Source organism: Microcoleus sp. AT8-B5 (assembly GCF_036705565.1).
GTDB lineage: Bacteria > Cyanobacteriota > Cyanobacteriia > Cyanobacteriales > Microcoleaceae > Microcoleus.
In genome coordinates, this window is the sequence record NZ_JAUBUY010000015.1 from 52,340 (window position 1) to 78,922 (window position 26,583).

20 protein-coding genes are annotated in these 26,583 nt (G+C 43.9%); 7 read left to right on the plus strand and 13 right to left on the minus strand.

All coding sequences use genetic code 11. The features are described from left to right. Nucleotides 1–471: 471 nt before the first annotated feature. The 6 genes from tal to QUB39_RS12735 all read right to left on the minus strand — a co-directional run bounded on the left by tal (nt 472) and on the right by QUB39_RS12735 (nt 7,159). Nucleotides 472–1,626, minus strand: a complete 1,155-nt coding sequence (tal, locus tag QUB39_RS12710; protein ID WP_333207695.1) for a transaldolase — start codon at nt 1,624–1,626, stop codon at nt 472–474. A 207-nt stretch (nt 1,627–1,833) separates the two neighbouring features. Next, nucleotides 1,834–2,907, minus strand: a complete 1,074-nt coding sequence (fbp, locus tag QUB39_RS12715) for a class 1 fructose-bisphosphatase (protein WP_333055738.1) — start codon at nt 2,905–2,907, stop codon at nt 1,834–1,836. A gap of 278 nt (nt 2,908–3,185) precedes the next feature. Further along, nucleotides 3,186–3,986 carry a hypothetical protein gene (locus QUB39_RS12720; protein ID WP_333207694.1) on the minus strand — a complete coding sequence of 267 codons (801 nt, stop codon included), beginning with the start codon at nt 3,984–3,986 and terminating at the stop codon, nt 3,186–3,188. A 236-nt stretch (nt 3,987–4,222) separates the two neighbouring features. Next, on the minus strand, nt 4,223–5,626 hold the full coding sequence (locus tag QUB39_RS12725; RefSeq protein WP_333207693.1) for an aKG-HExxH-type peptide beta-hydroxylase: 1,404 nt from the start codon (nt 5,624–5,626) through the stop codon (nt 4,223–4,225). A gap of 35 nt (nt 5,627–5,661) precedes the next feature. After that, entirely contained in the window at nt 5,662–6,822 is a 1,161-nt protein-coding gene (locus QUB39_RS12730; protein ID WP_333207692.1) for an FxsB family cyclophane-forming radical SAM/SPASM peptide maturase, read from the minus strand. A gap of 112 nt (nt 6,823–6,934) precedes the next feature. Beyond that, on the minus strand, nt 6,935–7,159 hold the full coding sequence (locus QUB39_RS12735) for a hypothetical protein (RefSeq protein WP_333207691.1): 225 nt from the start codon (nt 7,157–7,159) through the stop codon (nt 6,935–6,937). Between the two features lie 227 nt (nt 7,160–7,386). On the opposite strand from QUB39_RS12735, the gene QUB39_RS12740 reads away from it, so the two are divergent. Continuing rightward, on the plus strand, nt 7,387–8,751 hold the full coding sequence (locus QUB39_RS12740) for an NB-ARC domain-containing protein (RefSeq protein WP_333207690.1): 1,365 nt from the start codon (nt 7,387–7,389) through the stop codon (nt 8,749–8,751). Nucleotides 8,752–9,313: 562 nt separating this feature from the next. On the opposite strand, the gene QUB39_RS12750 is transcribed toward QUB39_RS12740, so the two are convergent. After that, a complete protein-coding gene (locus QUB39_RS12750; protein ID WP_333207689.1) occupies nt 9,314–10,534 on the minus strand; it encodes a phytochelatin synthase family protein in 1,221 nt (406 codons plus the stop codon). A 433-nt stretch (nt 10,535–10,967) separates the two neighbouring features. Between QUB39_RS12750 and QUB39_RS12755 the strand changes: the two genes are divergently transcribed. The 3 genes from QUB39_RS12755 to QUB39_RS12765 all read left to right on the plus strand — a co-directional run bounded on the left by QUB39_RS12755 (nt 10,968) and on the right by QUB39_RS12765 (nt 13,776). After that, nucleotides 10,968–11,147, plus strand: coding sequence for a hypothetical protein (locus QUB39_RS12755; protein WP_333207688.1), 180 nt, complete (start codon nt 10,968–10,970; stop codon nt 11,145–11,147). 596 nt (nt 11,148–11,743) lie between these two features. Next, entirely contained in the window at nt 11,744–13,264 is a 1,521-nt protein-coding gene (gene exaC, locus QUB39_RS12760) for an acetaldehyde dehydrogenase ExaC (RefSeq protein ID WP_333055730.1), read from the plus strand. Between the two features lie 167 nt (nt 13,265–13,431). Next, a complete protein-coding gene (locus tag QUB39_RS12765; protein WP_333055729.1) occupies nt 13,432–13,776 on the plus strand; it encodes a DUF779 domain-containing protein in 345 nt (114 codons plus the stop codon). 323 nt (nt 13,777–14,099) lie between these two features. On the opposite strand, the gene QUB39_RS12770 is transcribed toward QUB39_RS12765, so the two are convergent. Further along, nucleotides 14,100–14,651, minus strand: coding sequence for a DUF2854 domain-containing protein (locus tag QUB39_RS12770; RefSeq protein WP_333055728.1), 552 nt, complete (start codon nt 14,649–14,651; stop codon nt 14,100–14,102). Nucleotides 14,652–14,731: 80 nt separating this feature from the next. Between QUB39_RS12770 and QUB39_RS12775 the strand changes: the two genes are divergently transcribed. Together QUB39_RS12775 and QUB39_RS12780 are read left to right on the plus strand one after the other, a co-directional pair. Beyond that, the gene (locus QUB39_RS12775; RefSeq protein WP_333055727.1) at nt 14,732–15,232 is read left to right on the plus strand and encodes a hypothetical protein; all 501 of its coding nucleotides are present in this window, start codon (nt 14,732–14,734) and stop codon (nt 15,230–15,232) included. Nucleotides 15,233–15,434: 202 nt separating this feature from the next. Continuing rightward, complete coding sequence (locus tag QUB39_RS12780) at nt 15,435–15,605, plus strand: hypothetical protein (protein WP_333055726.1); 171 nt, start codon at nt 15,435–15,437, stop codon at nt 15,603–15,605. A 228-nt stretch (nt 15,606–15,833) separates the two neighbouring features. Here the strand turns inward: QUB39_RS12780 and ppk1 are convergent, their stop codons facing one another. The 4 genes from ppk1 to QUB39_RS12800 all read right to left on the minus strand — a co-directional run bounded on the left by ppk1 (nt 15,834) and on the right by QUB39_RS12800 (nt 23,461). Beyond that, the gene (ppk1, locus tag QUB39_RS12785; protein ID WP_333055725.1) at nt 15,834–18,017 is read right to left on the minus strand and encodes a polyphosphate kinase 1; all 2,184 of its coding nucleotides are present in this window, start codon (nt 18,015–18,017) and stop codon (nt 15,834–15,836) included. Between the two features lie 452 nt (nt 18,018–18,469). Beyond that, nucleotides 18,470–20,893 carry a HEAT repeat domain-containing protein gene (locus QUB39_RS12790; RefSeq protein WP_333207687.1) on the minus strand — a complete coding sequence of 808 codons (2,424 nt, stop codon included), beginning with the start codon at nt 20,891–20,893 and terminating at the stop codon, nt 18,470–18,472. 9 nt (nt 20,894–20,902) lie between these two features. Further along, nucleotides 20,903–22,486, minus strand: a complete 1,584-nt coding sequence (locus QUB39_RS12795; RefSeq protein ID WP_333055723.1) for a tetratricopeptide repeat protein — start codon at nt 22,484–22,486, stop codon at nt 20,903–20,905. Nucleotides 22,487–22,732: 246 nt separating this feature from the next. Continuing rightward, on the minus strand, nt 22,733–23,461 hold the full coding sequence (locus QUB39_RS12800) for a Bax inhibitor-1 family protein (protein WP_333055722.1): 729 nt from the start codon (nt 23,459–23,461) through the stop codon (nt 22,733–22,735). A gap of 530 nt (nt 23,462–23,991) precedes the next feature. Here QUB39_RS12800 and QUB39_RS12805 point away from each other — a divergent pair. Further along, complete coding sequence (locus QUB39_RS12805) at nt 23,992–24,315, plus strand: PEP-CTERM sorting domain-containing protein (RefSeq protein ID WP_333055721.1); 324 nt, start codon at nt 23,992–23,994, stop codon at nt 24,313–24,315. An 82-nt stretch (nt 24,316–24,397) separates the two neighbouring features. Here the strand turns inward: QUB39_RS12805 and QUB39_RS12810 are convergent, their stop codons facing one another. Next, complete coding sequence (locus QUB39_RS12810) at nt 24,398–26,575, minus strand: VWA domain-containing protein (RefSeq protein ID WP_333055720.1); 2,178 nt, start codon at nt 26,573–26,575, stop codon at nt 24,398–24,400. Nucleotides 26,576–26,583: the final 8 nt, after the last annotated feature.

Below are 26,583 nucleotides of genomic sequence, written 5' to 3' on the forward strand. Positions count from 1 at the left end.
GAGATTCAAAACTCAGCGCCAAGAGCCAAAGTAATCGGGATTTGATTTTCCTCTGTCGGATTTTTGAGACCAATTGGTCTCAAATTTTCCCGGTTTGAGATTCAAAACTCAGCGCCAAGAGCCAAAGTAATCGGGATTTGATTTTCCTCTGTCGGATTTTTGAGACCAATTGGTCTCAAATTTTCCCGGTTCGAGATTCAAAACTCAGCGCCAAGAGCCAAAGTAATCGGGATTTGATTTTCCTCTGTCGGATTTTTGAGACCAATTGGTCTCAAATTTTCCCGGTTTGAGATTCAAAACTCAGCGCCAAGAGCCAAAGTAATCGGGATTTGATTTTCCTCTGTCGGATTTTTGAGACCAATTGGTCTCAAATTTTCCCGGTTTGAGATTCAAAACTCAGCACTCAAGAGCCAAAACAATTATCTATTCCGACTCCTAAATGCTTCTGCCTTTAAGGATACAGATATCTGTCTAGGCGACGGGTGACAACTTCTGCACTTTCTCTTGCAAGGAATCCATCAGGGATTGGAACGGGGTGACGAATTTATCAATCCCGTCCAAGAGCAAGTCTGCCATCACTTGATCCAAGTTGATGTCAATGTCGGGATCTTTGAGACTTTCGATCAGCGTGTAAGCTTCTGCAACGTTGTTCTCAATCCGGGGTGCGACATCGCAGTGATCGAAACAAGCTTCAACGGTGTTCGGCGGCAAAGTGTTAACCGTGTCCGGGCCGATTAGTTCATCGACGTACATGACATCGCTGTAGTTGGGGTTTTTGGTGCTGGTGGAAGCCCACAGCAAGCGCTGTACTTTCGCTCCCTTGGCCGCTAATGCTTGCCAGCGATCGCTCGCTACGATCTCTTTATACTTCTGGTAAGCTACCTTCGCATTGGCGATCGCCACTTTCCCTTTCACCGCTTCCAGTTTGGCTTTGGTGGAAATATCCGTGACATTTTTGAGTTTCTCATCAATCTTGCCATCGACATTGATGTCGATCCGGCTCAAGAAGAAACTGGCAACAGAAGCAATATTGCTCACATCCAAACCTTTAGCCACCCGCGCTTCCAAACCGCGAATGTAAGCCCAGAAAGTTTCGACGTAGCTGTCAACCGAGAACAGCAAAGTCACGTTAACGTTAATCCCTTCGCTGATGACTCGCTCGACTGCGGGCAAACCTTCAGCGGTTCCCGGAATCTTAATCATCACGTTTTCTTTGCCAAGGGCTTTGTAATAGCGCAGGGCTTCGCTAATCGTGCTTTCTGTGTCGTTGGCGATCGTCGGTGGCACTTCAATGCTAATGTAGCCGTCCAAACCCTTCGACTCTGCGTAAACTGGGGCGAAGATGTCGCAAGCGTTGCGGATATCTTCAAATACCAGAGATTCGTAAATCTCCATTACAGATTTACCCGCCCGGATGCCCGCTTCGATATCCGCGTCGTAAATCACATTACCCGCGATCGCTTTCTCAAAAATAGCCGGATTAGATGTAATCCCGCGCAGTCCCCGACTTTCAATCATCTGTTTGAGTTCGCCGGACTCGATCAGATCGCGAGTCAAATTGTCCATCCAGATACTTTGGCCAATTTCTTTGATTTCTAACAGGTGATTCGTTGGTGTTGCTGTCATTACTGTAACTCCTACAATTTGATAGCTGTTAATTGGGACTTGGAAATTGGAAATTGAAAATTGAAAAGTGGTAATTGAAAATTGGCAATGGGGAATTGGTAATTGGGAGTCGAAAGTTATAAGTTAAAACCCTCTTCCTTCTTCCTGACATCCGTTACATCCGTTACATCCGTTACATCCCGTACATTGCTCGTTGCCGAACTTCCTTCACTTTTGGACTGTTCTAGGATTGCGCGATCGATCTTGAATAAAAGACTCCACCATTGCTACATTTTCTTTACTGCCGACAATCAAGGGCGATCGCTCATGCAGTTTGGTCGGCACAACGTCTAAAATGTCTTGAACTCCCGTACTGGCGCGCCCGCCGGCTTGCTCCATCAAAAACGCCAAAGGAGCCGATTCGTAGAGCAAACGCAATTTGCCCTCGGGGTTTTTCACCGTTCCGGGGTACAAAAACACGCCTCCCTGGAATAAAATCCGGTGGAAATCTCCCACCAAAGCCCCACCGTACCGGGCGCTGTAGCCTTCGCTGCGGTGTACGTAGCGAATGTAGTCTCTCAAAGATTCCTCCCACTGCCAGAAGTTGCCTTCATTAACGCTGTAAATCGGGCCGCGATCGGGAACCTTAATGTTTTCGTTAGCTAGAATAAACTCGCCCAAACTGGGATCGAGGGTAAAGGAATGAACACCCTGACCGATCGAATAAACCAGCATGGTACTGGGGCCGTAGAGTACATAGCCAGCGGCAATTTGTTTGTGTCCATGTTGCAGCAAGTCGGAAGCAGAACCATCTTCATCGTCCCCCTCTTGCTTGCGGATGCTGAATATGGAGCCGACATTGAGATTGATGTCAAGATTGGAAGAACCGTCTATGGGGTCGTAGAGCAGACTGTAACGTCCGATCGGACAATTTTCGGGAATGTAATAGGGTTTTTCCATTTCCTCCGAAGCCAAGCGGCAGACAAGTCCGCTTTGCTGGAATACCGAGATAAACACTTCATTGGCATAGATATCCATCTTTTTGACGGATTCTCCCTGCACGTTCGTAGCCCCTGTAAACCCTAAAGCATCTTCCATTAACCCGGCTCTGCTGAGCCGCCTTGCGATCAGCTTGGCAGCTAGTCCGATGCGATTCATCAGAGCGCTGAGATCCTGAGCATCTGCACTAAAGCTGTGAAGTTGCTGGAGTACGTGACGAGATAGGGTTGTGCAATCGCGGTCTAAGGATTGCACCTGATCGATCGGGCCCAAGCGGGTTTCCCCTGTCGGCGCGTTTACCATGATTTTGATGTCCTCCCTGTCTTGCGGCTCTGGATTTGGGTTCGATGGAGTCCTTGACACTTGCCCCTGAATCGGCTATGTGACCGATCGTCCCCCAACTTCTATCTTAGGAAGGGTTTTGCCAAAGGGCGTCGAACTTTAGGTGAATTTTAGATCCGCATCGAAAATTGAGGAGTTCGATCGACTGTTGAGTCGCGAATTGTATCCAAAATAACTAAATTTTTGATTTACCGCTGAGGACGCTGAGGGCGCTGCAGAACGAACCCGATCGCGAAACTTTAAGACAACAAACTTTCAATAATTATTGCCCAAATTGGAAGTTTGTTAGATATGTGGTTTTTGATTTGAGTTAAACCTCGATCGAGTTTGACATCAATAGAGTTAATAGTCTTAGCCATCAACATTACATTCTTATCAATTTGAGCATCGTAATTATATACTAAATGGGTAATCGGAGTTTTTTGTTTATGAATATCCTTAATAATATCCGAGCAATCTGCTTTGAGCAGCCAAGAACTTATATACCGTTTGTAATAAAAATCAAAATCAACTATTTGACCAGATAATTTTAAGTAACTTCCCGAAACAATGAATAGAGGAGATACTCGTCTCCATAAGCTACCAAAATCATGAAACTGATCGGTATTTGCTTCATTCTCGTAGTCAAAATATTGCGTATAAATAGCCATTTGATCGGAACCCCACAAATAGCCTTTTTGATTTAGTAGCATTTGCGCTCGGAATAAATAGTTATAAGACTTTTGCGTAATTAATAATCTGCTTATGTCTATTTTATCATTATCTATGATGTAATCCACATATCTTAGATGTAAATCTAAACATAATTGCACAGTCCCCCAAAAAATAGCATTTTCCTGCTGTCCTAAAACTCCTAGTCCTTCTAACATAGGTAGTGTATAAAAATAGAAATATCGTTGGGCGGTTTTTTGATCCTCCACATCTATTAACAAATTTCGATCTAAAGTTAATTTAGAATTCAAAATCTCTTTTTCTAAATCAAGAATATATTGTAAGTCTTTTTCTTGAATATTGTTGATAATTTTTTCTACAAGATTCATTATATTAATCCTCGTTTAATTAAAACTAAATTATACATTTTATACGCTCCCTAAAGTGTTTTTGATAATCCCTATTTTGTCAATCAAGTATCTTTGGAGAAACTAATTAAAAATGGAATCTCTACTTCATGTTTGTCACCTTTAGCAAAATAAGCACTGATCTGAGAATTGTCTCGGTAAACTCTAATAATATTCCCCTCAACAATACAAGTATCACCTTTAATTTAGTGTAATTCCTAGCCTTCACATGATTGATTCAAGATTGTATGGTTGTCATTATTTGCCCAATCAATAGATACTTGAAGTGGCAATGTTTGTATTCCGACTAAATTAGGATTTGCCGCTTCCCATTTCTGCTGATGTTCTTTTAATTTAACGTCAATCAGTTGTTTTTCTGTTTGAGAGATTTCAGGTTCAACTCGATTGATATTTTCTTTTATTGCTTCAATCAATGCTTGACCAATTAAAGAAAATACTGCATTTATTTTTAAAACTTTAAGTGCAGTTAGCAGTTGTTGTTTAGCAGCATACACTCTTTGTTGTAAACGCTTTTCTTGTAAAAGAGGTATATCTGTTTTCAAAATTTTATGCTCAAATTCTAAAACAGCTTGAAAGACATAAATTCCCTGCAAAATACCACTGAGAGGTCGAGGATCGTCACGCCAAGGAGAATAATAAATTGCTTCAAGACTACCTTCTACAATGATTGGATCTAAATTCAATAAAGCATTAAGTTTATGATGATGATATTCATGGACTAAAGCTTCTACTATTACTGAGGTATCTGACATCCAAGATAAAACGAGAAGTCCTGGTATTTCTCGAAATGTCTGACTTCTATGAACATCAATAGCATGAGAATGTACTGGAACTAAAGATTGTACTCCGATGAAAATTTCACTTGCTAATAAACTTGAACAACTATCTATCAAAAACCAAGCTTCCTCTAAAGTAGATAGCCATTTAATAGTGGAAGTTGGTGTTAATTCCTCAAAATTCAAATCATAGCGACCACCTAAACGTAGATCGCTATCAAAAGCATTTAATTCAATGCCATTATTGAGATGAGGTATTTCATTTTGAATCATCTCCAAATTTTGATTTCTATCTGTATAAATATTAAAACTATCATTATTTGTGGTCACAAAACGCAATCTTTGAAAGGCAATATGTTGAGGATGCTGTAAATAAATTCCGGTTCCGGCTATGGCAATAATTCCAGCATGATCGGTATATAAAAAACACTCAAAATTTTCTATATTGTCATATTTTGCCATTGCTAAAATAAACTTTGGAAAAAATTCCAGATGAAACTTAATGTGCATTTCTGGAAACAGAATATGAGCTTTTTGGTTAACTAATTGCCAAGCTGTATCTAACCAAACACTAAAAGATGGATAGCGTAAAATCTTTCTTTGGGCATTTTTAGAAAATGCTTTTATTAACTCAAAAGATTGAGAAAAGTTGGTTAAACCATCAATTAACTTAGGTGATTCTGATTGCAGTTTTTGGGAGAGATTACTTAACCTTAGCAAAGTTCTATGATATTCTGCTAAGTAAATTACTTTAACTAATGGATCCGAAGCCCCGGTAGGAGAAACTAAGTTTTTGATGGTATTAATATCCAGCTCGATCTTCATTGCACTAACCCTAATTTAATAAGACAAATTTTTGACTAAACAGCAGGATTTTTTTTCTTCTTTATTGTTTGCATATCTTCAATTACTTGTCCGCGAATTGTAGTAATCATTTTTTTGAGATCGGAACAATACACTGATGGATTATGAAAGTAATTTTCGCTAGAGTATCTATGGGGAAGATAACCACCACCACAAACTTTAACTAAGTTACATTTTTGACAAGTTTCGCTCAAGTATTGCCACTTTTCTTGACGTTCAATGACTTTTTGTGACTCAAAAATTTCATCAAAACTGTGGGTAAATATATCCATTCCTAACTTGGTAGCTTCGGGATAAGTAACTTTCAAAGAATCAACGGCTTCAATATCACCGTTGGTTTCAATAACGGCAAAATCAACAGGGCTTAAACCCCATTCTTCTGAATTTCCTTGCAATCCTAGCATGAGCAAAATAATTTCCTTAAATTTCCTAATTTTGATTGTTTGAGGTTTTTGATGATACCAAATATTGAAAATCTTAAGTAGCCAGTCTGCATAAGGAGTTACATCAAGAGATTGTTCTTTACCAAGAGGTCTTAAATCATGGTGATTTAAAGGGAATAAAAAATCAATAGAAGGAGGCTGATGTTGTGATAAATAAGAATATACAGCTTCAGGATCGTTATGTAGATCGATCACACATAAAAAACCTGCCCATATTTTCCGTCCTCGATCGCTAGTTAATAATTGAAGAGTCTTTTCCAAACTGGAAAATGAAGATTTACCTTGATGATCTAAGCGATGTAGATCGTTAGCTTCTCGATCGCCATCCATACTTAGACCTATTGTTGTATTATTAGAAATACAGAAATCTAAGATTTCATCGTTTAACAACACACCATTAGTTTGTATGCCAAATCTTAGTTTAACATTAGGCACATTTTTTGAAATAATGTCTTGAAATTTTTTGAGATAGTCTAATCCTGCTAAAAGAGGTTCTCCACCGTGCATGATTACAGAAAATTCTGATACTTGATGTTTGGTGGTATGTCCATCAATTCTTTTACCTAATTGTGTAATAGTTGCTTCTGACATTTTCAACGGTTGCTGTTGCCAACTTTGATCGCTATGCTGATACATATAGCAATAGTCACAGTTAAGGTTGCAACGGGATACTACTTTACAAACCAGCGAATGTAAGGGTGTAAACTCAGCCATAAATTATGAGATGTTCAAAAAATAAATTATGTATGCCAGAATTAAATGGCTACTATTGCTTGAGGTAACTTAGTAGCCATTTAATTAGTATTCTGTAATAGCCAGTGCTTGACTACCCCCAAGCACGTTGATTGAACTCACCATGAGAAGAATGGCTCTCATGTCGATTATTATCAGATGCTGCCATTGGATTTTGAAAATTTATTTCTAAAATATTACCAAGTGCTGTATTTTTGAGTGCATCTAAGTCACTCAAGTCAAATTCTTCAAGGTCAAGAACAATACAATCATTTTGTGAGTAAGTATCAGTGAGTAATCTTTCTTTTGCTTGTGTCATTTTAGTAATGCTCCTAAAAAATTATCAACAACGGAAAAAGCACGACTTTTTAAGCCTGTGCTTGCTTTAAGAGCCTACCAAAATTAAATATGGGACTGCGATCGGAAAAACTCGGATTTCAACTGGAGTTTTGTTACACAATATTAAGCAAAAAATCGGAAAAGTTCGGAAAAAATAGGATTCAGGTTAAGTTATAATGAACTAAACCCTTACCCTGTATAGTTTTTATGAATGTAAATCAAGTGTTACAATTTGTCGATCGGCTAGTGGTTGAACGAACTGGAAAACACCTAGATGATGTTCAAAGGGCTGTAGTTGAGGGGACTTGGGAAAGACAAACCTATGATGATATCGCCCAGAAGTGCTATGTCACTAAAAATCATGTAGGTGATGTAGGTGCTGAATTATGGCAACTTTTATCTGAAATATTGGGTGAGGATATAAAAAAAACTAATTTTCGTTCTAACTTAGAAAGAGTATATATTGAATCATCTCAAAATATTTGTATTGGTACTAATCATAACTTTAATTTTAGTTCACAAATCTTAAATCAGCCTAATAAAAAACATCAAGAAAGTGATATAAATACTCAACTTTCATCACATCGTGATTTAACAGTAGCACCTCACATCATTAATTTTTACGCAAGAGAATCTGAACTTAAAACCCTTTCTAATTGGATATTAAATCAAAATAGTCGTTTAACCTCAGTATTGGGATTGAGTGGAATTGGTAAAACTACTCTAGTTAAAAGGTTTGTCGATCTCAATCTACAACAATTTCAAGTAATTATCTGGAGAAGCCTAAAATTTCCTAAACCTTTAGAGTTGGTTGTTAATGATTTATTGAATGCTTGTAAACAAGAAGCTAAAGAAACTATAGATGATAAGTTAAAACAATTATTAGATGTTTTGACAGACAAAAAATGTTTGATTATTCTTGATGATGTTCATAATATCTTTGCTACTGCTCAATTGGCGGGACAATATAAATCTGAATATCAAGATTATAAAAACTTGTTCGCCATGATTGCAGAAACTGAGCATCAAAGTAATGTGATTTTAATTAGTCAAGAGCAATGTGCGGAGATGGACTGTTTAGACGAGGAATTATATCCGATCAAATGTTTAGAGTTGTCAGATTTAGATGATGTGGAAATTCTCAAAGGTACAGGACTAAAAGATGAGGACAGTTGGTTAAAGTTAATTAATTTATATGAGGGTAATCCGGTTTATTTAAAAAGTATTGCTATTTTAATTAAAAAGATTTTTGATGGTGAGGTTGGTGAGTTTTTAGCCGAGAATAGCTTGATTATTACCAAGGATATGCAATATAACTTTCACCAGTTATTTAACAGAATATCACCTAGAGAACAGCAAGTGGTTTTAGAATTAAGTAAGTTTGATCTGCCTGTATCCAGAGAATATTTAAGACAGAGTTTAGATTTATCATCAATGGATTTAATTAATGGTTTACAATCTTTACAACAAAGGTATTTAGTAACGAAAATAAAAGAGGATAAAATTTTGTTTAAATTGTCTTCTGTTTTTCAGGAATATGTAAAGAATTGTTATTTAAATTTACAACCCTAAATTTGAGACTTGCGCGTTCATACTCAAGAAACTGGGTTTTTACTGAGATTTCAGGTATTGAGCAAGTATATATTTTCGCAAAAAAACCCAGTTTCCAGTGCACCGAGTTTTTTATTGACAAATTAGTCAATTTGTGAAGTATCGGAGTTCGATCGCACACTAGATTTTTTGTCAAGGTAACTTAACAGGAGTCACGCACCCCACCAAAGAAACCGGGTTTTTTACCGAATCTGAGGGCTGTAATCAGGTATTTTCCTAAAAACCCGGTTTCTGGACTCCGATGCGTAAGTCCTACTTAATTAAGTCAAGACTTGTGCACCTTGAGTATCGATCGCGATCGCCCTTACATCAGCCTTCACCCCAAATTCCCCCCAAGCAGCCACCATTTCCCTCTCAACCGCCTCAGCGTTAGCCACATCCGTTAAAGCTAAAAGCCGGCACCGCTAATTACCATTCCATAAGCCCCTGCATTCAGGGCGGCTTGCTGCACCGCTTCATATCCCTGAATCAGAGATTGGCGGTAAGGCTGGTGAATTTTGTCTGGGCGCAGCGCAGTCAGTTTTCATTCCCAGTTTCCAAAGCCCGCACTAGGGATATTACACTGATGTGCCTTTGAATATAAAATGTAAAACTCTTGGAGTGCTGACATTTGTTCTCTCAATCTAGATATCTCTACATCCCAGGGAGGGAGTAGTTTCTCAAGGTGGCGAACATCACTAAACCACAGTCGTAACTCAGGTTTGAGAGTTGCATAAAGCGTTTCGGGGCACGAGAGTAATATTGCTGTTATTATCTCTGCTACGAATGGCTGTTGCGACCACTTCCCTACAACAGACATTGCATCCCAGTCATCGCTTGACAAGCATTGGTGAACAATATCAAACAGTGAATTTAACTGAATAGCTGCCCGTAATTTCTCAAGTGTCTCTGCCGTCTCTGAGGAGGTATGCAGCATGGTTGTGAATTTAACAGGCAAATGGTGCAGGATGGTACTGACAACTGAAGCAATTGAATCAGGTTGCTCTTTTCTCAGAATGTCTGGGAGTATTTCTGCAAAGTAAGTAGCAACACTACGCCACTGATGTAAATCACAAGCAACATGAAAAAAGGTTTCTGGCAATCTTTCACTCTTCTGCAAGGAAATATAACCTCGACATTGATTAGTGACGGAATCGAGAGGTTCAAATGCTTGCCATAACAAAGGCAGAGAAACCCAGTGAGGTGGATATTTGAAACGGGCAACATCCAGCAGAAGAACTAGATCCCGCTGTGGATGATAGCCACCAATTGGTGAGAAGTGACCATCACCGGTTTGTCCCAATACCTTTCGGCTGTAGGAAACAACTAGATGAATATCACCTGATGCCGCAGTCACCTCCTCAACAGCTTGCCGAAAGTTTTCCAAGCTGCTTTGGTGGTAACGGTTAGGTTTTACAACAGCACCGTTGCAACGTGCTATACAGACAAACTCATCAAAGGTGATACCGTTTTCTTTAATGACCCAAAGAGGTAAGCAACAGTCTAAAAATTCCTCTCCATACCATCTCCACACCCCTTTCCAAATGCGACCCGGATCGATGGATAAGGCATTAAGAACAACAACTAAACTACCCAATCCACAAAAAGCGGGTTCTGCTTGAGTGTGAAACTGTTCCGCTAGAGCAAAATACCCTTCCATACCTCCCAATGCCAAGGCTTCTCGAAATATTTGCTTTCCCTCTACGGAGGAAAAGGCAATAGCAGAATCGGGGAGTGAACGACGATAAAACCCTTGAGCAGACATTGAGTGTTTTAACCCTTATTGCTGATGGTGCTAATAAATATTATGCAAAATCGTCACATTGATAATGATGAATGCACTTATTTACTATTTTTTTCAATTTTAGCAATAAAACGCTGCGATGGTTTGAGTTTTGGGGTGCAAATTTAAAAAACGTGATTATTTGTGACGGACGGCTAGGCATCAAGGTGAGGAAATAATTCGGCTATTTGCCACAGATTGAGCGGTAGGCAGCTTGGATTAATCTCACAGCACCCTTCTCAAGAACAGGCTTTCCGGCCTGTTCCACAAAGAGTGAATTTTCTTGTGGAACAGGCCGGAAAGCCTGTTCATAAAAGCTTATTGAGAATGGTGCAACATCTCTGATAAATTAAACTTTTATGAATAGCCTTAATTACGCGATGTTTTATAAGAGTCGGATCAAAAGTTGTAATAGTTGCAATCACTCAAATTTAAGTCGGTGATTTGGATTGGCACTAAAGTGGTCGATGCTCAGGAGATTTATATTGAGGTTGCTGATAACGATATGGGAATTACCAAATACCTTACAGCCCCCATTTTGGCTCCATTTTTGGTTGGCACCACCCGCCATTCGTCAAAAATTACTATCAGCTAGCGGATGTTTTTATAGCAGCACAAAGGAGAGCTGCATCACAGTTAATTAATAGTGTTTGCCGTTGGGTGGGGGCGGGTTTTTGAGATTGTTGGTTTTAGCCAGAGATTGTTGGTGAACCCGCCCCTACAGGGACTGCAAAATAATTTAAAAATGTAAAATTTTGTATATGAACTGACCGAAATTATCGAATATAGAGGAGAATTGAACAGTTAATTAATAGTGTTTACCGTAGGGTGGAGGCGGGTTTTTGAGATTGTTGGTTTTAGCCAGAGATTGTTGGTAAACCCGGTCCTACAGGGACTGCGAAATAATTTAAAAATGTAAAACCTCGTATATAAACTGACCGAAGAGAGCGAAAATAAACGATACTGGAACAGTTAATTAATAATAGTGTTTACCGTAGGGTGGAGGCGGGTTTTTGAGATGGTTTGTTTTAGCCTCAGATTGTTGGTGAACCCGCCCCTACAGGGACTGCAAAATTTTGGAAAAATGTAAAATTTTGTATATGAACTGACCGAAGTTGCGGAAAATAGACGATAGTTGATATGCAAGAGATTTCAATTGCCAGCGAAAACAAATTTTAATCAGGTAATAAAATGGTAGTAGCAGCACCTGTTCAATCCGGCAGTCAGTCGATTTTTCAAACTCGCTACGACAACTTTATCGGCGGCAAGTGGGTGCCACCGGTGAAAGGGAAATACTCGGAAAACCTGTCTCCAATTACAGGAAAATCAATTTGTCAAATCCCCCGATCGACCGCCGAGGATGTAGAATTGGCACTGGATGCCGCCCACGCCGCGAAAGACAAGTGGGGTAAGACTTCCCCAGCCGATAGGGCGCGGGTTTTACACAAAATAGCCGATCGCATCGAAGAAAACCTCGATCGCCTCGCCATCGCCGAAACCTGGGACAACGGCAAACCAATTCGCGAAACCCGCCTCGCAGACATACCGCTGGCGATCGACCATTTCCGCTACTTCGCAAGCTGCATCCGAGCTCAAGAAGGGTCGATCGGCGAACTCGACGGAACAACAGTCGCCTACCACTTCCACGAACCCCTAGGCGTCATCGGACAAATCATCCCGTGGAACTTCCCGATATTAATGGCCGCCTGGAAACTCGCCCCAGCCCTCGCCGCCGGAAACTGCGTCGTGCTCAAACCAGCAGGCCCCACCCCCGCCTCAATCTTGGTACTGATGGAAATCATCGCCGACTTAGTACCAGACGGCGTTATCAACGTAATAAACGGGCCCGGCGCCGAAATCGGCAAAACCCTCGCCACCAGTCCCCGGATTGCCAAAGTCGCCTTCACCGGGGAAACCACCACCGGCAGGCTAATCATGCAATACGCCTCCCAAAACGTCATCCCCGTCACCCTAGAACTAGGTGGCAAATCTCCCAACATTTTCTTTGAAGATATCTGCGCCCAAGACGACGAATTCCTCGACAAAGCAGTCGAAGGATTAGTCATGTTTGCATTTAATCAAGGCGAAGTGTGCACCTGTCCCTCCCGCGCCTTAATTCAGGAGTCAATCTACGATCGATTCATGGAAAGGGCGATCGATCGCATCCGCCAAATCAAACAAGACAACCCCTTAGATCCGACAACCGCCCTCGGCGCGCAAGTCTCCATCAACCAGATGGAAAAAATCGCCGAATACGTCAAAATCGGTCACGCCGAAGGCGCAGAATGCCTCATTGGTGGCGAAAGAAACATCTTATCCGGCGACTTGCAAGACGGCTATTACTTCCAGCCAACAGTCTTCAAAGGAAACAACAAAATGCGAATTTTCCAAGAAGAAATCTTCGGCCCAGTATTAGCAGTAACCACCTTCAAAGACGAAGCCGAAGCATTAGAAATTGCCAACGATACCCTCTACGGTTTAGGTGCCGGAGTTTGGACTCGCGACATCAACACCGCCTACCGCATGGGCCGCGCCGTTCAAGCAGGCCGCGTGTGGACAAACTGCTATCACCTATATCCAGCCCACGCAGCATTCGGCGGCTACAAATCATCCGGTATCGGCCGCGAAAATCACAAAATGATGTTAGATCACTACCAGCAAACCAAGAATTTGTTAGTCAGCTACAGCCCGAAAGCATTAGGTTTCTTCTAAGATTTTAGTCATTGGGAAGAAAGAAAGAAGAAAGACAAACTTCAATGATTCGCGAACTCCTTCTTTCTCTCTTTCCTCTCCTTCTCTGCGCCCTCTGCGCCCTCTGCGGTTTATAAAAAAAAATCTCATTCAAAAACGAAATAAAATTGCTACACAAAGAGACTGCAATGGAAACTGCCAAAGTCACCGCAACAGAAGCCGCTTTAAAATTAATCAACCATCTCAAAACTCAACACGGACAATTGATGTTTCACCAATCCGGCGGCTGCTGCGACGGTAGTTCCCCCATGTGCTTTCCCGATGGCGAATTGATAATCGGTGATGGTGACGTATTGCTGGGCGAAATAGGCGGTTGTCCCTTTTATATTGCAGCGCAGCAATACAAATATTGGCAGCACACGCAGTTAATTATAGACGTGGCATCGGGGCCAGGAGGCAGCGATTTTTCCCTAGAAGGGCCGGAGGGAGAGCGTTTTATTACTCGTTCTCGCTTGTTTGTTAATGCTGATTAACTCTGTTTATCCTTAACTTGCCTGCAGTTTCTCTAAAAACATGAATTTGCTTAAGCCTGAAACCCGGTTTCTTTCATGGCAGCGAAAAAACCTATTTTTATTTAAGTTTTGATCTACAGCAATTTGGTCGCAAATTGCTGTAAGATTGCCGATCACTATTGTAATGAAGGAAAATCCAATTTTGGCGATCGCCCAATTGCGGATTGAGCTTTTGTTGATAGCGACAGGTTTCACGCTGCCGCTAAAATCAGTATCTGAGCCGGTGCAGGATTAATTATTAATTGGCGACTTCAAAATTTCTGCACTCAAAACTTCAGAATACTTTAAACTTGAGTATTTTTAATTAGAGCCAATTCAATTTTGTCACCAGCCTTTTGAGTCACTTGTGCGCGCAAACCGGGCCCAAAAAAAGTAGCTATTTTGTCTTGCTTTTCTTCCCATAAGTCGATCGGCAGTAGTGGCGAATAAAACTCTAAAATTAACCCATAAGCACCATCAACATCAACTTCCCGCAACCCTTGCAGGAGAGGCCGTTCCTCGTCTGTCGGGGCTAAGCCCAAGCGCTCCAAAGCATCATCTAAGTGCGCGGGTTGGCCGTAGCGAAATCGGGTGACATCTTTGCGGACTTGGTTTTGAGTATCTGTGGCCTGACTTTCTCGCAGGAGAAGAACTTCAGCAGAGGTAGGTTCGGTGAACTCCACCGGTTCGAGTTCGGCGGCTTTCAGGGCCAAACCTCCTAGCAACAGCGGAATTCCATAAAAAAAACCGGCTAGGTTCAGGGTAGGTCTGTCTGTGAAGTAGGCTCCGAAACCGACTGCTGCTATAATACCGCCCACAACTAAGGCTAGGTTTGCTAAAGAAATTTTACGTAACATATTAGTGAGGTAAGTAGTCGGACAGAAAAAATATACTTTAATTATTATCTGTCAAAAAGTCTTGAATAAATTTAGTTTTTTTGCCAAAAGACCTGCAAAAACTGCTAGCATCGATGAGCGCGGGAGCGGTGTGCATCCACAGTCTTGTCTCTAGCTTCAGAAGCTTATCCAGCCGGACTCGTCCGGGCGCGCCATTGGTAAATATCCGTGTTAATTGCGCGGCTTTGGTTCCAGAAGGCAATCGAGATCGGCAGTATCATCAAAGTATACAGAGTGGCGATCGCGATCGACACTCTTGCCCTTTCAACCATTTTTCGGACATGATTAAAGACGAAGACAAACAAACTGCTGGAGCAAACAAGGCGGTTCTGGAGCAGATTAACTCGCTCAAGCGCGAAGATGAAAGGCTTTATAATATCTTAGCGATCGATGTCTGGGCCCTAGCCAAGACAATGGATGAATATCAACCGGGATTTTGGGCGGCTTTTATGAAAAACCGGGAGAAAGCCCTGAAGCGATTTTTAGCTGGAATGATGAAAAATAAACCCGCAGATACCAAACGTCCGCCTTTTTTGCGCTAAAATGTGGCTGAAGTTTGGCTGAGGTTTTGATGTACAATCAAACTATAACACAGACCAAAAAATCCTGAGCAGGTTCATCACTTACCATATAAAAACAGTGAAGGATTTGCCCAAAAAGGGATGTCGGTGAATTAAGAATCTCCGTCTGTTCGCAGGGGGGAATGTCAAATATTTTTGTTAATAGTAGCAAAGGCAAAAAACCATGGATGCACAAACACTCAAAGAGCGCGTAGCACAGATCGAAGTCAAGCGGGAATCCCTCGTGCGGCTGTTAGATCGATCGGACTTGGGATCCCTGAGAATAGATGTGAGTCAGGCGATCGAAGAAATTGATGATCTCTTAGAAGAATTCAAGCGTACTTTTAACAGTTAAGTAGTCAGTAGTCATTAGTCAGTAGTCATTAGTCAGTAGTCATTAGTTGTCGCGCATTTAATTTGGATAATTATGTTAGTAAAAATCTTGTGGGGTGGGCATCTTGCCCGCCCCCAAAGTCAAAATTAAATGCAGTACAGCTTAATAGCTAACAAGAACCTACACTGCTAACTGCAAATTTGACAACTGACAACTAATGACTAATGACTAATGACTAATGACTAATAACTAATTCAAAACCATATCCATCAAAATTTGCTGAGAGCTCACCTCCGGGCAATTAGCAGGCGGCCGCCGCTGAGAGTAGTGTCCTGACGGCTGCAAATCCCAAGCTTGGCGGTTGTCAGCCAGCATTACGCCCAAAATTTCTTGCAATTCCTTAGCAATTGTCGGGTCTTCCACTTGAACTATGGCCTCAACCCGTCTGGTGAGATTGCGCTGCATCCAGTCAGCAGAACCAATATACACCTCTTCGTCGCCACCGTTGAAAAAATAAAACATCCGAGAATGCTCTAAAAAGCGGCCGATAATACTGATAACTCTGATATTTTCGCTAACACCTTCAACGCCGGGACGCAAACAGCAAATCCCCCGAATAATCAAATCAATTTTCACTCCCGCTTGGGAAGCTTCGTACAAAGCAACAATGATTTGAGGGTCAACTAAAGCATTCATTTTAGCGACAATGCGGCCACAGCTACCGGTGCCACCTTCGGCCTGCAAGCGGCAGAAGTCTGCCTCGCGGCGAATTAAAGCTAAAAATCGATCGCGCATATTGACCGGTGCCACCAACAATTTGCGATAAGATACCTGCCGCGAATAACCCGTCAAATAATTAAACAAATCCGTCAAATCCGATCCCAAATCCTCGCGACAACTCAACAAACCCACATCGGTATAGAGTCCGGCTGTTTTGGGATTGTAATTGCCGGTGCCGATGTGGACATAGCGGCGGATGTAATCGTCCTCGCGACGCACTACCATCACAATTTTGGTGTGGGTTTTGAGCCCCACCAAACCGTAAACTACGTGGACTCCAGCTTGTTCTAACTTGCGAGCCCAATTAATATTATTTTCTTCGTCAAACCTAGCTTTGAGCTCTACTAAAACGGCTACCTGCTTGCCGTTTTCTGCTGCTTCAATTAAGGCGCTGACGATCGGCGAATCTCCCGAAGTGCGGTATAAAGTCATCTTAATCGCTAACACAGAGCGATCGTGCGCCGCCTCAGTAATAAACCGCTGTACCGTCGCCGCAAACGAGTGATAAGGATGGTGTAGCATCAAATCCCCCTGGCGGATGGCGGTGAAAATATCCTCGCCCTCCTCAGCATCCAACATTAATTTGCCTAAAATCATTGGTGATTCCGAGTTCCGCAAACGGGGCGGCACAACCGGAGTCCAAGGCGGGTCTTTCAGTTCCGGCACCGGCAGCCCCACAAAAGACATCAAATCCTTGAGGCCTAGCAGCCCCTCTACGACGTAAACATCTTGCTCACCGAGATCCAGCTCTTCCATCAGCATATCTCGCAGTGCAGGTGGCATAATCGCTTGAATTTCCATTCGCACCGCAGAACCTCCAAACCGGCGCTTGCGGAGTTCCTGTTCTATTGCCAACAGCAAATCCTCCGCCTCATCTTCCTCCACCGTCAAATCGGAATTGCGAGTAATGCGGAACGGGTGATATTCCTGAATGTCCATCCCCGGAAACAAAGCTTCTAAATTGTGGGCAATCACCTGTTCTAGGGGCACGCCAGTCCAAACCGGAGATTTGCCCCTCTGCTGCCACTGCAAATCCCCCGGTAGTGGCAAAAACCTCGGCAAAACCTGCGGTACTTTGACGCGGGCAAATAATTCTTCCCGCGTGTCGGGGTCCCTGACTACTACTGCTAAATTGAGGCTGAGATTGGAAAGGTAGGGGAATGGGTGGCTGGGGTCAACTGCTAGGGGAGTGAGTACGGGAAATACTTGTTCTTTGAAGTAGCGATGCAAGTAATTCCGCTGTTCTTGATTGAGGTCAATGTAGTCAAGAATGTAGATGCCGCTTGCTGCTAGTTTCGGCCGCAGGGTTTGCTCAAAATAAGAGTGTTGCTGAGAAACCATTGGCAAAAGTCGCTGGTTAAGGGCATCTAGCTGTTGTTGAGGGGTGCTGCCGTCGGAAGTCAATTTGCTGACTTTTGCTTGTACTTGCTGTTTGAGGGCGGCCACGCGCACCATAAAATATTCGTCTAGGTTGGAGCTAAAAATAGCTAGAAATTTGAGCCTTTCTAGGATGGGCGTGCGGGGGTCGAGAGCTTCGTGAAGCACGCGGTTGTTGAATTCTAGCCAGCTTTGTTCTCGGTTGAAGTAATATTGAGGATCGCTGAGGTTGATTTCAGTGTAGGTTTTGGCGGGGGTCTTTTTTGGTTTGGGCATGGTTTGGGGGAGTCTTTGGGAGGCTCGGTGATGGCATCTCTAAAAATAGTATTGTAGGTTAAAGGATTGGTTCGCATCTGCTTTTGGTCGATCGCACGTTTTTGTAATACCTGTAGGGAAACGGCATTGCCCTTCTTCGTTTCAACTTAAGACTCCAACCTTTGAGAAATCTCCTTTTTACCATAGTCTAGATCCCCCTAAATCCCCCTTAAGAAGGGGGACTTTGATCGGACTCTTGTCCCCCCCTTCTTAAGGGGGGCTAGGGGGGATCGAGATTTAATGGTCAAACAGCAGTCTGTGACTGGGTTTAACGTTAAGTTGTCATGCCTTGGGCACGGTGGGGTGTCCGGCCCCTGGATCGCGAACCCATCCCTCCCATCCAATTCTGTACCGCATTCGGCAAGTCCTCTTGATTTGGCCCAAAACCTGTTAAGGGCAATTCCAGCGGTGGGTTAAGCGTGCCATGCTTGATAAAATTCTGGGTAAGTCATATTTTCGGCACACTCCCAGATGACTCCGTAGCACTTCTCATTGCGACCCAAATTATTTTTGTAGATTTCGGAAGTTAGGCATTTTTTTAAACCTGAAACTGCGGTAGCGAAATGTTTACCTTTCATAATTTTCAGTAAGCTATCTGCCGGGTCAAAAATAGAATATTCAGGGTGATAATTAGGAATCAACTCTATTAAAGTCGCGATCGCAACTGTGTAATATTTCTCTATTTTCCCTAAGCTAGATGCCGCTCGACACAGGGTATCTGCATTACCTGAATTGCCGATTAACTCGACTAAGATGGCGAGCGCTTCAGGACTATCTTTTCCTATTGTCCCTAAGCTAGATGCTGCTTCCCACGGGGTATGTTCATCACCTGAATTGCGGATTAACTCGACTAAAGCGGTGTTCGCTTCCGGGCTATCTTTGCCGATTTTCCCCAAGCTTTCTGCTGCTTGCCGTCGGGTATATTCATTCTGAGAATTAGCGATTAAATCGACTAAAGCGGAGATTGCTTCTGGGCTATCTTTACCGATTTCCCCCAAGCTTCCTGCCGCTAAACGCCGAGTAAATTCATCACCTGAATGGCGGATTAACTCGACTAAAAGGGAAATTGCTTCTGGGCTATCTTTGCCTATTTTGTTTAAACTTGCTGCTGCTGATGACTGGGTTATTTTATTGTTTGAAGTGCGGATTAAATCGCCTAAAGCTGAAATCGCTACTGTGTTACCTTTGTCTATTTTTCCCAAACATTCTGCGGCTCGCCACCGGGTAACTTGATTGCGGGAAGTGCTTATTAACTCGACTAAAGCAGCGATCGCAACAGGGTTATTTTTGCCGATTGTTGCTAATCTTTCTGCCGCTTGATAACGATTATCTTTAGGACGGTAGTTGCGGATTGAATCCAATAAAGTTTCGATCGCTACCGGGTTATCTTTGTCTATCTTACCTAAAATTTCTGCCGCTCGCCCTTGAGTAACTTTATTATCTGAAGTGCGGATTAACTCGACTAAAGCGGCGATCGCAACTGGATTATTTTTGCCTATTTTCACTAAGCTATATGCCACTATTATACAGGTAGGTACGTTAGACCACCCGAAAACCGGGTAGAAACCGTTCTCAACTGAATTGCGGATTAGTTCTACTAAAGCGGCGATCGCTTCTGGGCTATCTTTTCCTATCTTCCCTAAGCTATATGCCGATCGCTTCCAGGTGTTTTTCTCAACTGAAGTGTGAATTAACTCTGCTAAAGCGGAGATCGCTACTGGGCTATCGTTATCAATTTTACCCAAGATATCTGCCGCTTGCCACCGAGTAACTTCATCCTGAGAAGTATTGATTAATTCGACTAAAGTGGCGATCGTGTCTGGGCAATTTTTGCCGATTTCCCCCAAACTTCTGGTCGCTTCCCTCCGGGTATATTCATCACCTGAATTGCGGATCAACTCGATTAAAGCGGAGATAGCCCTTTGGCGATCTGTTTCTTTCAGAACTTCCCTTGCCCTCTCGACAATTGGATCGAGAAATGTCCGCCACTCCTGTTTTTGCTTATTAAAATAACCAAATCCCCAAATAACAATCTGCGACACAATCTCATCAGCAAGACTACAATCTTTAAACTCAGCAATCCCCGCAGCCGCTAGAAAATATGCCCGATATCCATAAAATTTATCCCACCCAACCTTAAACTTAACCAACGCTTTAATAAACGCTTCCTTCTCCTCCTTCCCTACCTCCTCACGCCCCAACCACAGCAAAATAACCTCCTTCCACTGCTTCTCAAAAATGCGATACCTAGCATCAGGATGTTGCGGATTCTTAGGAAAGTGATTCAAGAAAAAGTGCCAATCCTCAACCGCCAACGCCGCAAAATATTCCTGAAACGTCGGATGGTAAAAAGCATAAATCCCCTCCGCCGTCTCCGCATCCCTCGCCACTAAATTCAGCCAACCCAAACGACAAGCTAACTCAAACTGCGATGCACCCATCACCCGATATCCCACACTTTCTCGCAACTGAAACCGGGACGTTTCATTTAACATCCCTGAAAGTGCCAATTTCCCCAAAGCAGCATTCAATTCCTGCTGCTGAATCAAATTCAGGCGCGGTTTTTTCCACTGATACAAAGTTGTCACAAACCGTTGATAAAGCTTCGCCTTAGTATCCGGCAAATCCCCATCCAACGACTGCCAAGTGCCGCACAGCAGCGGGCATCTCAGGGGATTTTTCACTAAATCTCGAATTCGCTCTTTCCCCGGTGCTGCTAATGCTTCGCGTAGCTGTTGAGAAAGATCCTCTCCAGCCCCCCTTGCTAAGGCTACCGTGTACACACAAACCCCTTGATAAGGGGAGGGTTGGGGTGGGGTAAAAAATTTACGATTCATTTAGGATTGCTATATATACTGCGAACCGGTTGAATTGAAAGTTTTACCGCATTCGTGAGCGCATACGTCCAACCTTTTGGAACAGGAAAAACTTTTTGTGAGGTCTTCGCGAAACCAATCTCTGGCGATCGCATCTTTCACTGATTGAGTTCTGAGAGAATTAAAGCCATTTCCATACTTTTCAATTAAAGCCAGCATTTGCGGTCTGTAAGTGTGGTTATAAACAGCGTATTTAGTATGGCTTACCCAACAGCAAGGCCAGAGTTCCGCTTCAAAACTGATGAAAATCTCTTTGCTGGCTTGAGTTTGACAGCTAATTTCTACATTTCGGTAGTAATTGTTTAGGCTACCAAATTTTTCTACAGCTTGCAGAAATTGGTCTCCCTGGGGATTTTTATATTGTTCCAAGGATGGGGGTTGGAGTTCTTCGCTGGCTGGCTTTGATGGGACAGAAGGAGTTGCTTCTGGTGCTTGAGTGGTTTCGATTGCTATAGCTTGATACCAAGCATAATTTGCTTTTTCTGGTTGCCCCAACTGTGTCAACACTTTAGCCAAATTGCGATAAGCTCCTGCAAAATTGGGTTTAAGCTCGATCGCCTTTTGGTAATAAGCACTAGCGGGCTGCCACTGTTGCTGTTGAGCATAAAGACTGCCGACATTAGCATAAACTTCTGGAAAATTAGGCTGAATTTTGAGGGCCTTGGCGTAACAGTCTGCTGCTGCTTGCATCTTCCCCAAACCTTGAACAGCATTGCCTAAAGTTTTCCAGGCTGCTGCAAAATTAGGTTGATTTTTTAGGGCTTGTTGGCTGGCTGCGATCGCCTCTGATAGCTTTCCTTGTTTCAAGAATTCCTCAGCTTGTTTGTGCAATCCAACAGCGGTCTGTGTTTGATTTTGAGGAGCTGACGCATTATTTGTTGCTGGTTGGTTTGGGCGATCGCTCTTGGCATCTACCTGAGACTTTTCTGCCTTCTGAGGCTGTTGATTGGCGGACTCTTTTTCATAAATCTCTTTCGCCACAAAACGAGAGGTTGCTTTCGGTACAAACTCGACAAATCCTAATTTTTGGGCTAAATCCCGTGCTGCTTCTACTTGGTGCTGGTTGTGTTCAAAAATCAAGTAGTGCCATACAGCTTTTCCGCCAGCTTGGATGAAGGCATTAACAGACTGCATTATTCTGTCCCAGTTGGTATTTTGGCGGTAGATGCTGTTAGTATCTGCCAACCCGTCGATACTAAAAGTTACGCTATCGTGTTCTCCTGTCATCGCCTTTGCCAGGGCTTGCCACCAGTCGGGATTGCGTCCGCTACCATTAGTATAAAGCCCGATTTGAGGAACTCCCATGCGGTGCAAATACTCGATCGCGGGAATTGTGGTATTGCTAGTCATAGCATCGCCGTAGTTGCCGCACATATACACCAAATCCAACTGAGAGCAAAACTCTTGTGGGAAAATTCTCTCAATATCCTCCATCTTTAATTCTGCCCCCGGCAAAATCGGGTTGCCGGTGCGGGGACACTGGGGACAAGCTGCATTGCACCTGGAGGTAATTTCTACGCTGACTCTCCTGATATCTTCATATTTTAAGTACATGAGTTTTCTCCAATTAATTTGTGATTAATATTGAAATCGCGATCGACAGAATTAGATAACAAGAGGTGTGATTGAGTGATTAAAAATTAAAATTATACCTTATGCCTGCAGGCTGTGAACATGATATAAGTTTTTTGTATAAAGACCGAGGCGGCGATGACGACTATCTTGCTTGATTTCAAATTTTAATCAAAAACCGCAGCTCGATCGACATCGAGCCGCGGTTTTTTTAAGCTAAAGTTTCACTTAATCCCGGCCGTTGAGAGCAATCAGCAGGCGCAGAATGAAAATGAACAAGTTGATGTAGGTCAAGTACATCGACAGAGCGGCGGGCAAATACTGGTCGTCGCGGTAGCTGCGGGGTAATATGTAAAAATCGACGATCGCAGCGCCGGCAAATATAAACACGCCGATGCCAGAAATGCCAATTTCCAACCAGGTTGGGGTGTAGACGCCAAATAGAGATAGCAGAAACTGGCCGCCAACGACGACTAACAAAGCAATCACACCTAAACTGATAGTTTTGGTGAGGGCCATGCCGTCTTGTTCAGAAAGGTTGGAGCCAATTTGGCGGGCGGCGATAAAGGTAATGCCGCAGCCGAGGGCTGCAAAACCAATACCGGCGATGCCGACGCCTTCGCTTCTGAGGGCTATAGACACCAATCCGCTGAGGGTGTAGCCTGTAAGCAAGCTGTAGGTTGCCAGCAGAGGCAAAGCGGTATTTTTGTTATTTTGTTCGGCTGCGCCGCGGGCGACAAAGAACAGAATTAATTGTAGGACGATCGCGGCAATGAACGTGGGAAAGAAGATCCCGGGATAGTTGCGGATCACTCCGAGGCCACCGTAGGTGCCGACAGCAGTTAAGACAAGTCCGCCGCCGACGAAGGGGAGAGCGTTGGAGATGACGTTGGGGCCTACCAGCGCGTGGTTTTTGGCCTCGCGCACGGCTTCGCGGAAATTGCTAGTGTTACTCACGAGGATTTACCTAATTTGGGCTGAGAATTGCTATCTATCATTTTGACAGCTTTACACTTTGTTTGCAAAACCTCAAAGAGTTTAAAGATTTGATAAAGAACGGGGGTGAAATCACTCCAACGCAGGGATCGATTGTTTATAATCGACTGCGTACAGGTCTGTGCCGTGTCGCCCTCTCGCACCGTTGCGCGTCGTGGCTAAGCTATAATTGAGTTTAAGAGGTCGGCGCTATCTGCGGTCAAGGGCTACCTTAAAGTCGATAAAATCGCAAATAGCGGATGTAAATCAATTTGGGATGGGGGATTTACGATTGCGGATTAAGGAGTATATGCTAGAGGCAGGGATCACAGTTAATTTTAGGCTTTTGATGGGCGATTTAGTTTAAACTAGAGACCAGAAACTTCAATAATGTAAAATCGCCAATCAAAAATCGCTTCCGTTAATTACTAAGGTAGCTCAGATAGAGGATACCCAGAAAATTAATGAATAGATCGAGTTCTATCGAAAAACTGCTAAATAGGTAATGTCCAATGCCCACATTTTTTGAGCGCAAATTATTGCCACCTACAGCCGGAATTTTATTGGCTGCCGCCGTTATTTCCGGCGGTCAACCTGCCGTTGCAGCTAATGTCCGAGCCGTTTATACCGCTACTTCTGGGCAGGGTTCAGAAAATTGGCTGCTGGCTAAAAATACCGAGCAATTCACCCAAGCAAATTCTGGAATACCGAGCCGGGGGCCGGCAAAGCCGGAGCCTCTCCCGGCAAGAATTCCTGAGCCTTCGGCGGTGGTAGGGTTGGGTTTAGTTGCGGGTTCGCTGGCGCTGACTCGCCGGAAAGTGAGAGTTAAAAATTAGACTTTTAGCCAAAAGTCTAATTTTTGGATTTTTAACTGCAGATACACGCGGATAATCGCAGATCAATCAGGATATCAGGATTTTAGCCGATCGCGTCGCGCAGAGCATTTTTAGTCATAGCTGCGATCGACTGTTCGGTAGCTTTCGGCAAGTGATAGTATTTCCCTCCAGAAGTCTTGGCCAATTCCTTCGCAAAGCCAGTCGAAATAAACTTGCTCTCGGTATCAATCACCAGCAACTGCATTCCCAAACCGCGAATTTTGGCAGCAATTTCTAACAATTCAGCTTTAATATCTGGCTTTTCTCCATCTACAATCGGTTCCCCCAAAGAACGAGCCAAAGGAATATTCCCCCGCCCGTCAGTAATTGCGACAATCGCCACTTGACCGATATCTCCAGACTGACGGGCGTTGACTCCCACCCGCACGGCTTGAGTCAAACCGTGGGCCAGGGGGGAACCGCCGCCACAGGGCAACCGTTCCAAACGCTTGCGGGCCAAGGCTATGGAGCGAGTCGGCGGTAGCAGCACTTCTGCTTGTTCTCCGCGAAAGGGAATGAGAGCAACTTGGTCGCGGCTTTGATAAGCTTCTGTCAGTAGCTGCATGACTGCACCTTTGGCCGACTGCATTCGGTTGAGGGCCATCGAACCGGAAGCATCGACGACAAAGACGACTAAAGCTCCAGCTTTTCTGGCCAAGCGCTTCGCCCGAATGTCTCCCTGTTCCACAAATACACTGCGCTGAACCCCCCCTTGACCGGGGGGTTGACTCGTCTGTTGCCCCCCCAAGCTTCGGGGGGGTTGACTCGCCTCTTGCCCCCCCTTACTAAGGGGGGGTTGGGGGGGGTGAGAATTCCTGTCGCGGCGGGCTTTTTGGTAGGGTGCGGCGGCTCTGAGGGTGGCGTCAACGGCGATGCGGCGAACGGGGCCTTTGGGTAATACTGGCTTGACGTAACGGCCTCTATCTTCCGAGAAAATGGTGCTGCGGCTGCCGGATTTGCCTTGTTTGTTGGCGGATTGTTGGGCGAATAAAAGCACGCTGGGGTCGAGAATTACGCCTTCGGGGTCGAAGAGAAATTCTTCGGGAATGGTATCTTTTTCTGGTTCTTCTTCAGGTTCCGGGTTGTCTTCATCCTCTTGGTCTTCTTCGTCTTCTTGCTCGTTTTCTGGTTCGTCTTGTTCTTGTTCTGACTGCTTTTGGGGAGGCGGTGGGGGGGGAGGAGGAGGAGAGTTTTCGTCTGGGGGAGTTTGGATGATGGTGGCGCGGGGTACGATGACTAATTCTACGGCGCGGCGCAGGTCTTCGGCGTTAACTTCTGTGCGTCCTTCGATGGCGGCGGCGGCTTTGGCGACGCGGACTGCGAATATTTCGGCGCGGTGTCCTTGAACGCCACCCCGGATGGCTTCTTCTACTAGGTAGGCAATTTGTTCGCGTTTAATGCTGACATCTTTGAGCCATTCTCTGGCTAGGATGATTTGGGTTTTGAGGTTGTCGGTGTCTTCGCTGTATTGATTGAGAAAGTCTTGGGGGGAGCTGGAGTAGGATAAAGCTTGTTCTACTGCATAGACTCTTTCTTGTAGTTCGAGTGCTGCGTCGGCTGAAAGTACGATCGCGATTCGATCGAGCAAATGTTCTCTCAGTGGCCCTTCTTCGGGGTTGTAGGTGGCGATAAATAGAGGTTTGCATGGGTGTTGAAAGCTAATGCCTTCGCGCTCTATTTGGTTGCGCCCTTCGGTTAATACTGTTAGCAATTGGTTGGAAATGTTGTCATCGAGGAGGTTGATTTCGTCAACATAAAGTACGCCTCGATTTGCTTGGGCTAAGAGTCCGGGTTGAAATACGGTTTGGCCGAATTTCACTGATTGTTCGACATCGACTGAACCTAAGAGTCTGTCTTCGGTGACACCCAAAGGAATTTGAATGAAGGGTGTGGGAATTATTTCTGTATTTGGGGAATTACTATCGGTGGTGTGGGCATCTTGCCCGCCATTTTCTGGTAACAAGCCTGATGCCTGTTCTGCAACAATTTCATTAGGTTCGGCGTTGCAAAAAGAATCTTTAACAATTTCAATGGGTGGCAGTAAGGAGTGCAAGGCGCGGGCCATTACTGATTTTGCTGTACCGCGGCGGCCTGCGATCGCAACTCCTCCCAATCCGGGATCGACTGCTGCTAACAGCAGGGCTAATTTGATTGCTTCTTGCCCGACTACGGCGGTGAGGGGAAAGGCGGTGGTGGAAGGGCTAAGGTTGGCTGCGGGCATAGGATTTT

What these genes read in the sequence shown, in the direction of transcription:
- tal (WP_333207695.1), bottom strand. Translation starts at nt 1,626, where the DNA reads ATGACAGCAACACCAACGAATCACCTGTTAGAAATCAAAGAAATTGGC.
- fbp (WP_333055738.1), bottom strand. Translation starts at nt 2,907, where the DNA reads ATGGTAAACGCGCCGACAGGGGAAACCCGCTTGGGCCCGATCGATCAG.
- QUB39_RS12720 (WP_333207694.1), bottom strand. Translation starts at nt 3,986, where the DNA reads ATGAATCTTGTAGAAAAAATTATCAACAATATTCAAGAAAAAGACTTA.
- QUB39_RS12725 (WP_333207693.1), bottom strand. Translation starts at nt 5,626, where the DNA reads ATGAAGATCGAGCTGGATATTAATACCATCAAAAACTTAGTTTCTCCT.
- QUB39_RS12730 (WP_333207692.1), bottom strand. Translation starts at nt 6,822, where the DNA reads ATGGCTGAGTTTACACCCTTACATTCGCTGGTTTGTAAAGTAGTATCC.
- QUB39_RS12735 (WP_333207691.1), bottom strand. Translation starts at nt 7,159, where the DNA reads ATGACACAAGCAAAAGAAAGATTACTCACTGATACTTACTCACAAAAT.
- QUB39_RS12740 (WP_333207690.1), top strand. Translation starts at nt 7,387, where the DNA reads ATGAATGTAAATCAAGTGTTACAATTTGTCGATCGGCTAGTGGTTGAA.
- QUB39_RS12750 (WP_333207689.1), bottom strand. Translation starts at nt 10,534, where the DNA reads ATGTCTGCTCAAGGGTTTTATCGTCGTTCACTCCCCGATTCTGCTATT.
- exaC (WP_333055730.1), top strand. Translation starts at nt 11,744, where the DNA reads ATGGTAGTAGCAGCACCTGTTCAATCCGGCAGTCAGTCGATTTTTCAA.
- QUB39_RS12765 (WP_333055729.1), top strand. Translation starts at nt 13,432, where the DNA reads ATGGAAACTGCCAAAGTCACCGCAACAGAAGCCGCTTTAAAATTAATC.
- QUB39_RS12770 (WP_333055728.1), bottom strand. Translation starts at nt 14,651, where the DNA reads ATGTTACGTAAAATTTCTTTAGCAAACCTAGCCTTAGTTGTGGGCGGT.
- QUB39_RS12780 (WP_333055726.1), top strand. Translation starts at nt 15,435, where the DNA reads ATGGATGCACAAACACTCAAAGAGCGCGTAGCACAGATCGAAGTCAAG.
- ppk1 (WP_333055725.1), bottom strand. Translation starts at nt 18,017, where the DNA reads ATGCCCAAACCAAAAAAGACCCCCGCCAAAACCTACACTGAAATCAAC.
- QUB39_RS12790 (WP_333207687.1), bottom strand. Translation starts at nt 20,893, where the DNA reads ATGAATCGTAAATTTTTTACCCCACCCCAACCCTCCCCTTATCAAGGG.
- QUB39_RS12795 (WP_333055723.1), bottom strand. Translation starts at nt 22,486, where the DNA reads ATGTACTTAAAATATGAAGATATCAGGAGAGTCAGCGTAGAAATTACC.
- QUB39_RS12805 (WP_333055721.1), top strand. Translation starts at nt 23,992, where the DNA reads ATGCCCACATTTTTTGAGCGCAAATTATTGCCACCTACAGCCGGAATT.
- QUB39_RS12810 (WP_333055720.1), bottom strand. Translation starts at nt 26,575, where the DNA reads ATGCCCGCAGCCAACCTTAGCCCTTCCACCACCGCCTTTCCCCTCACC.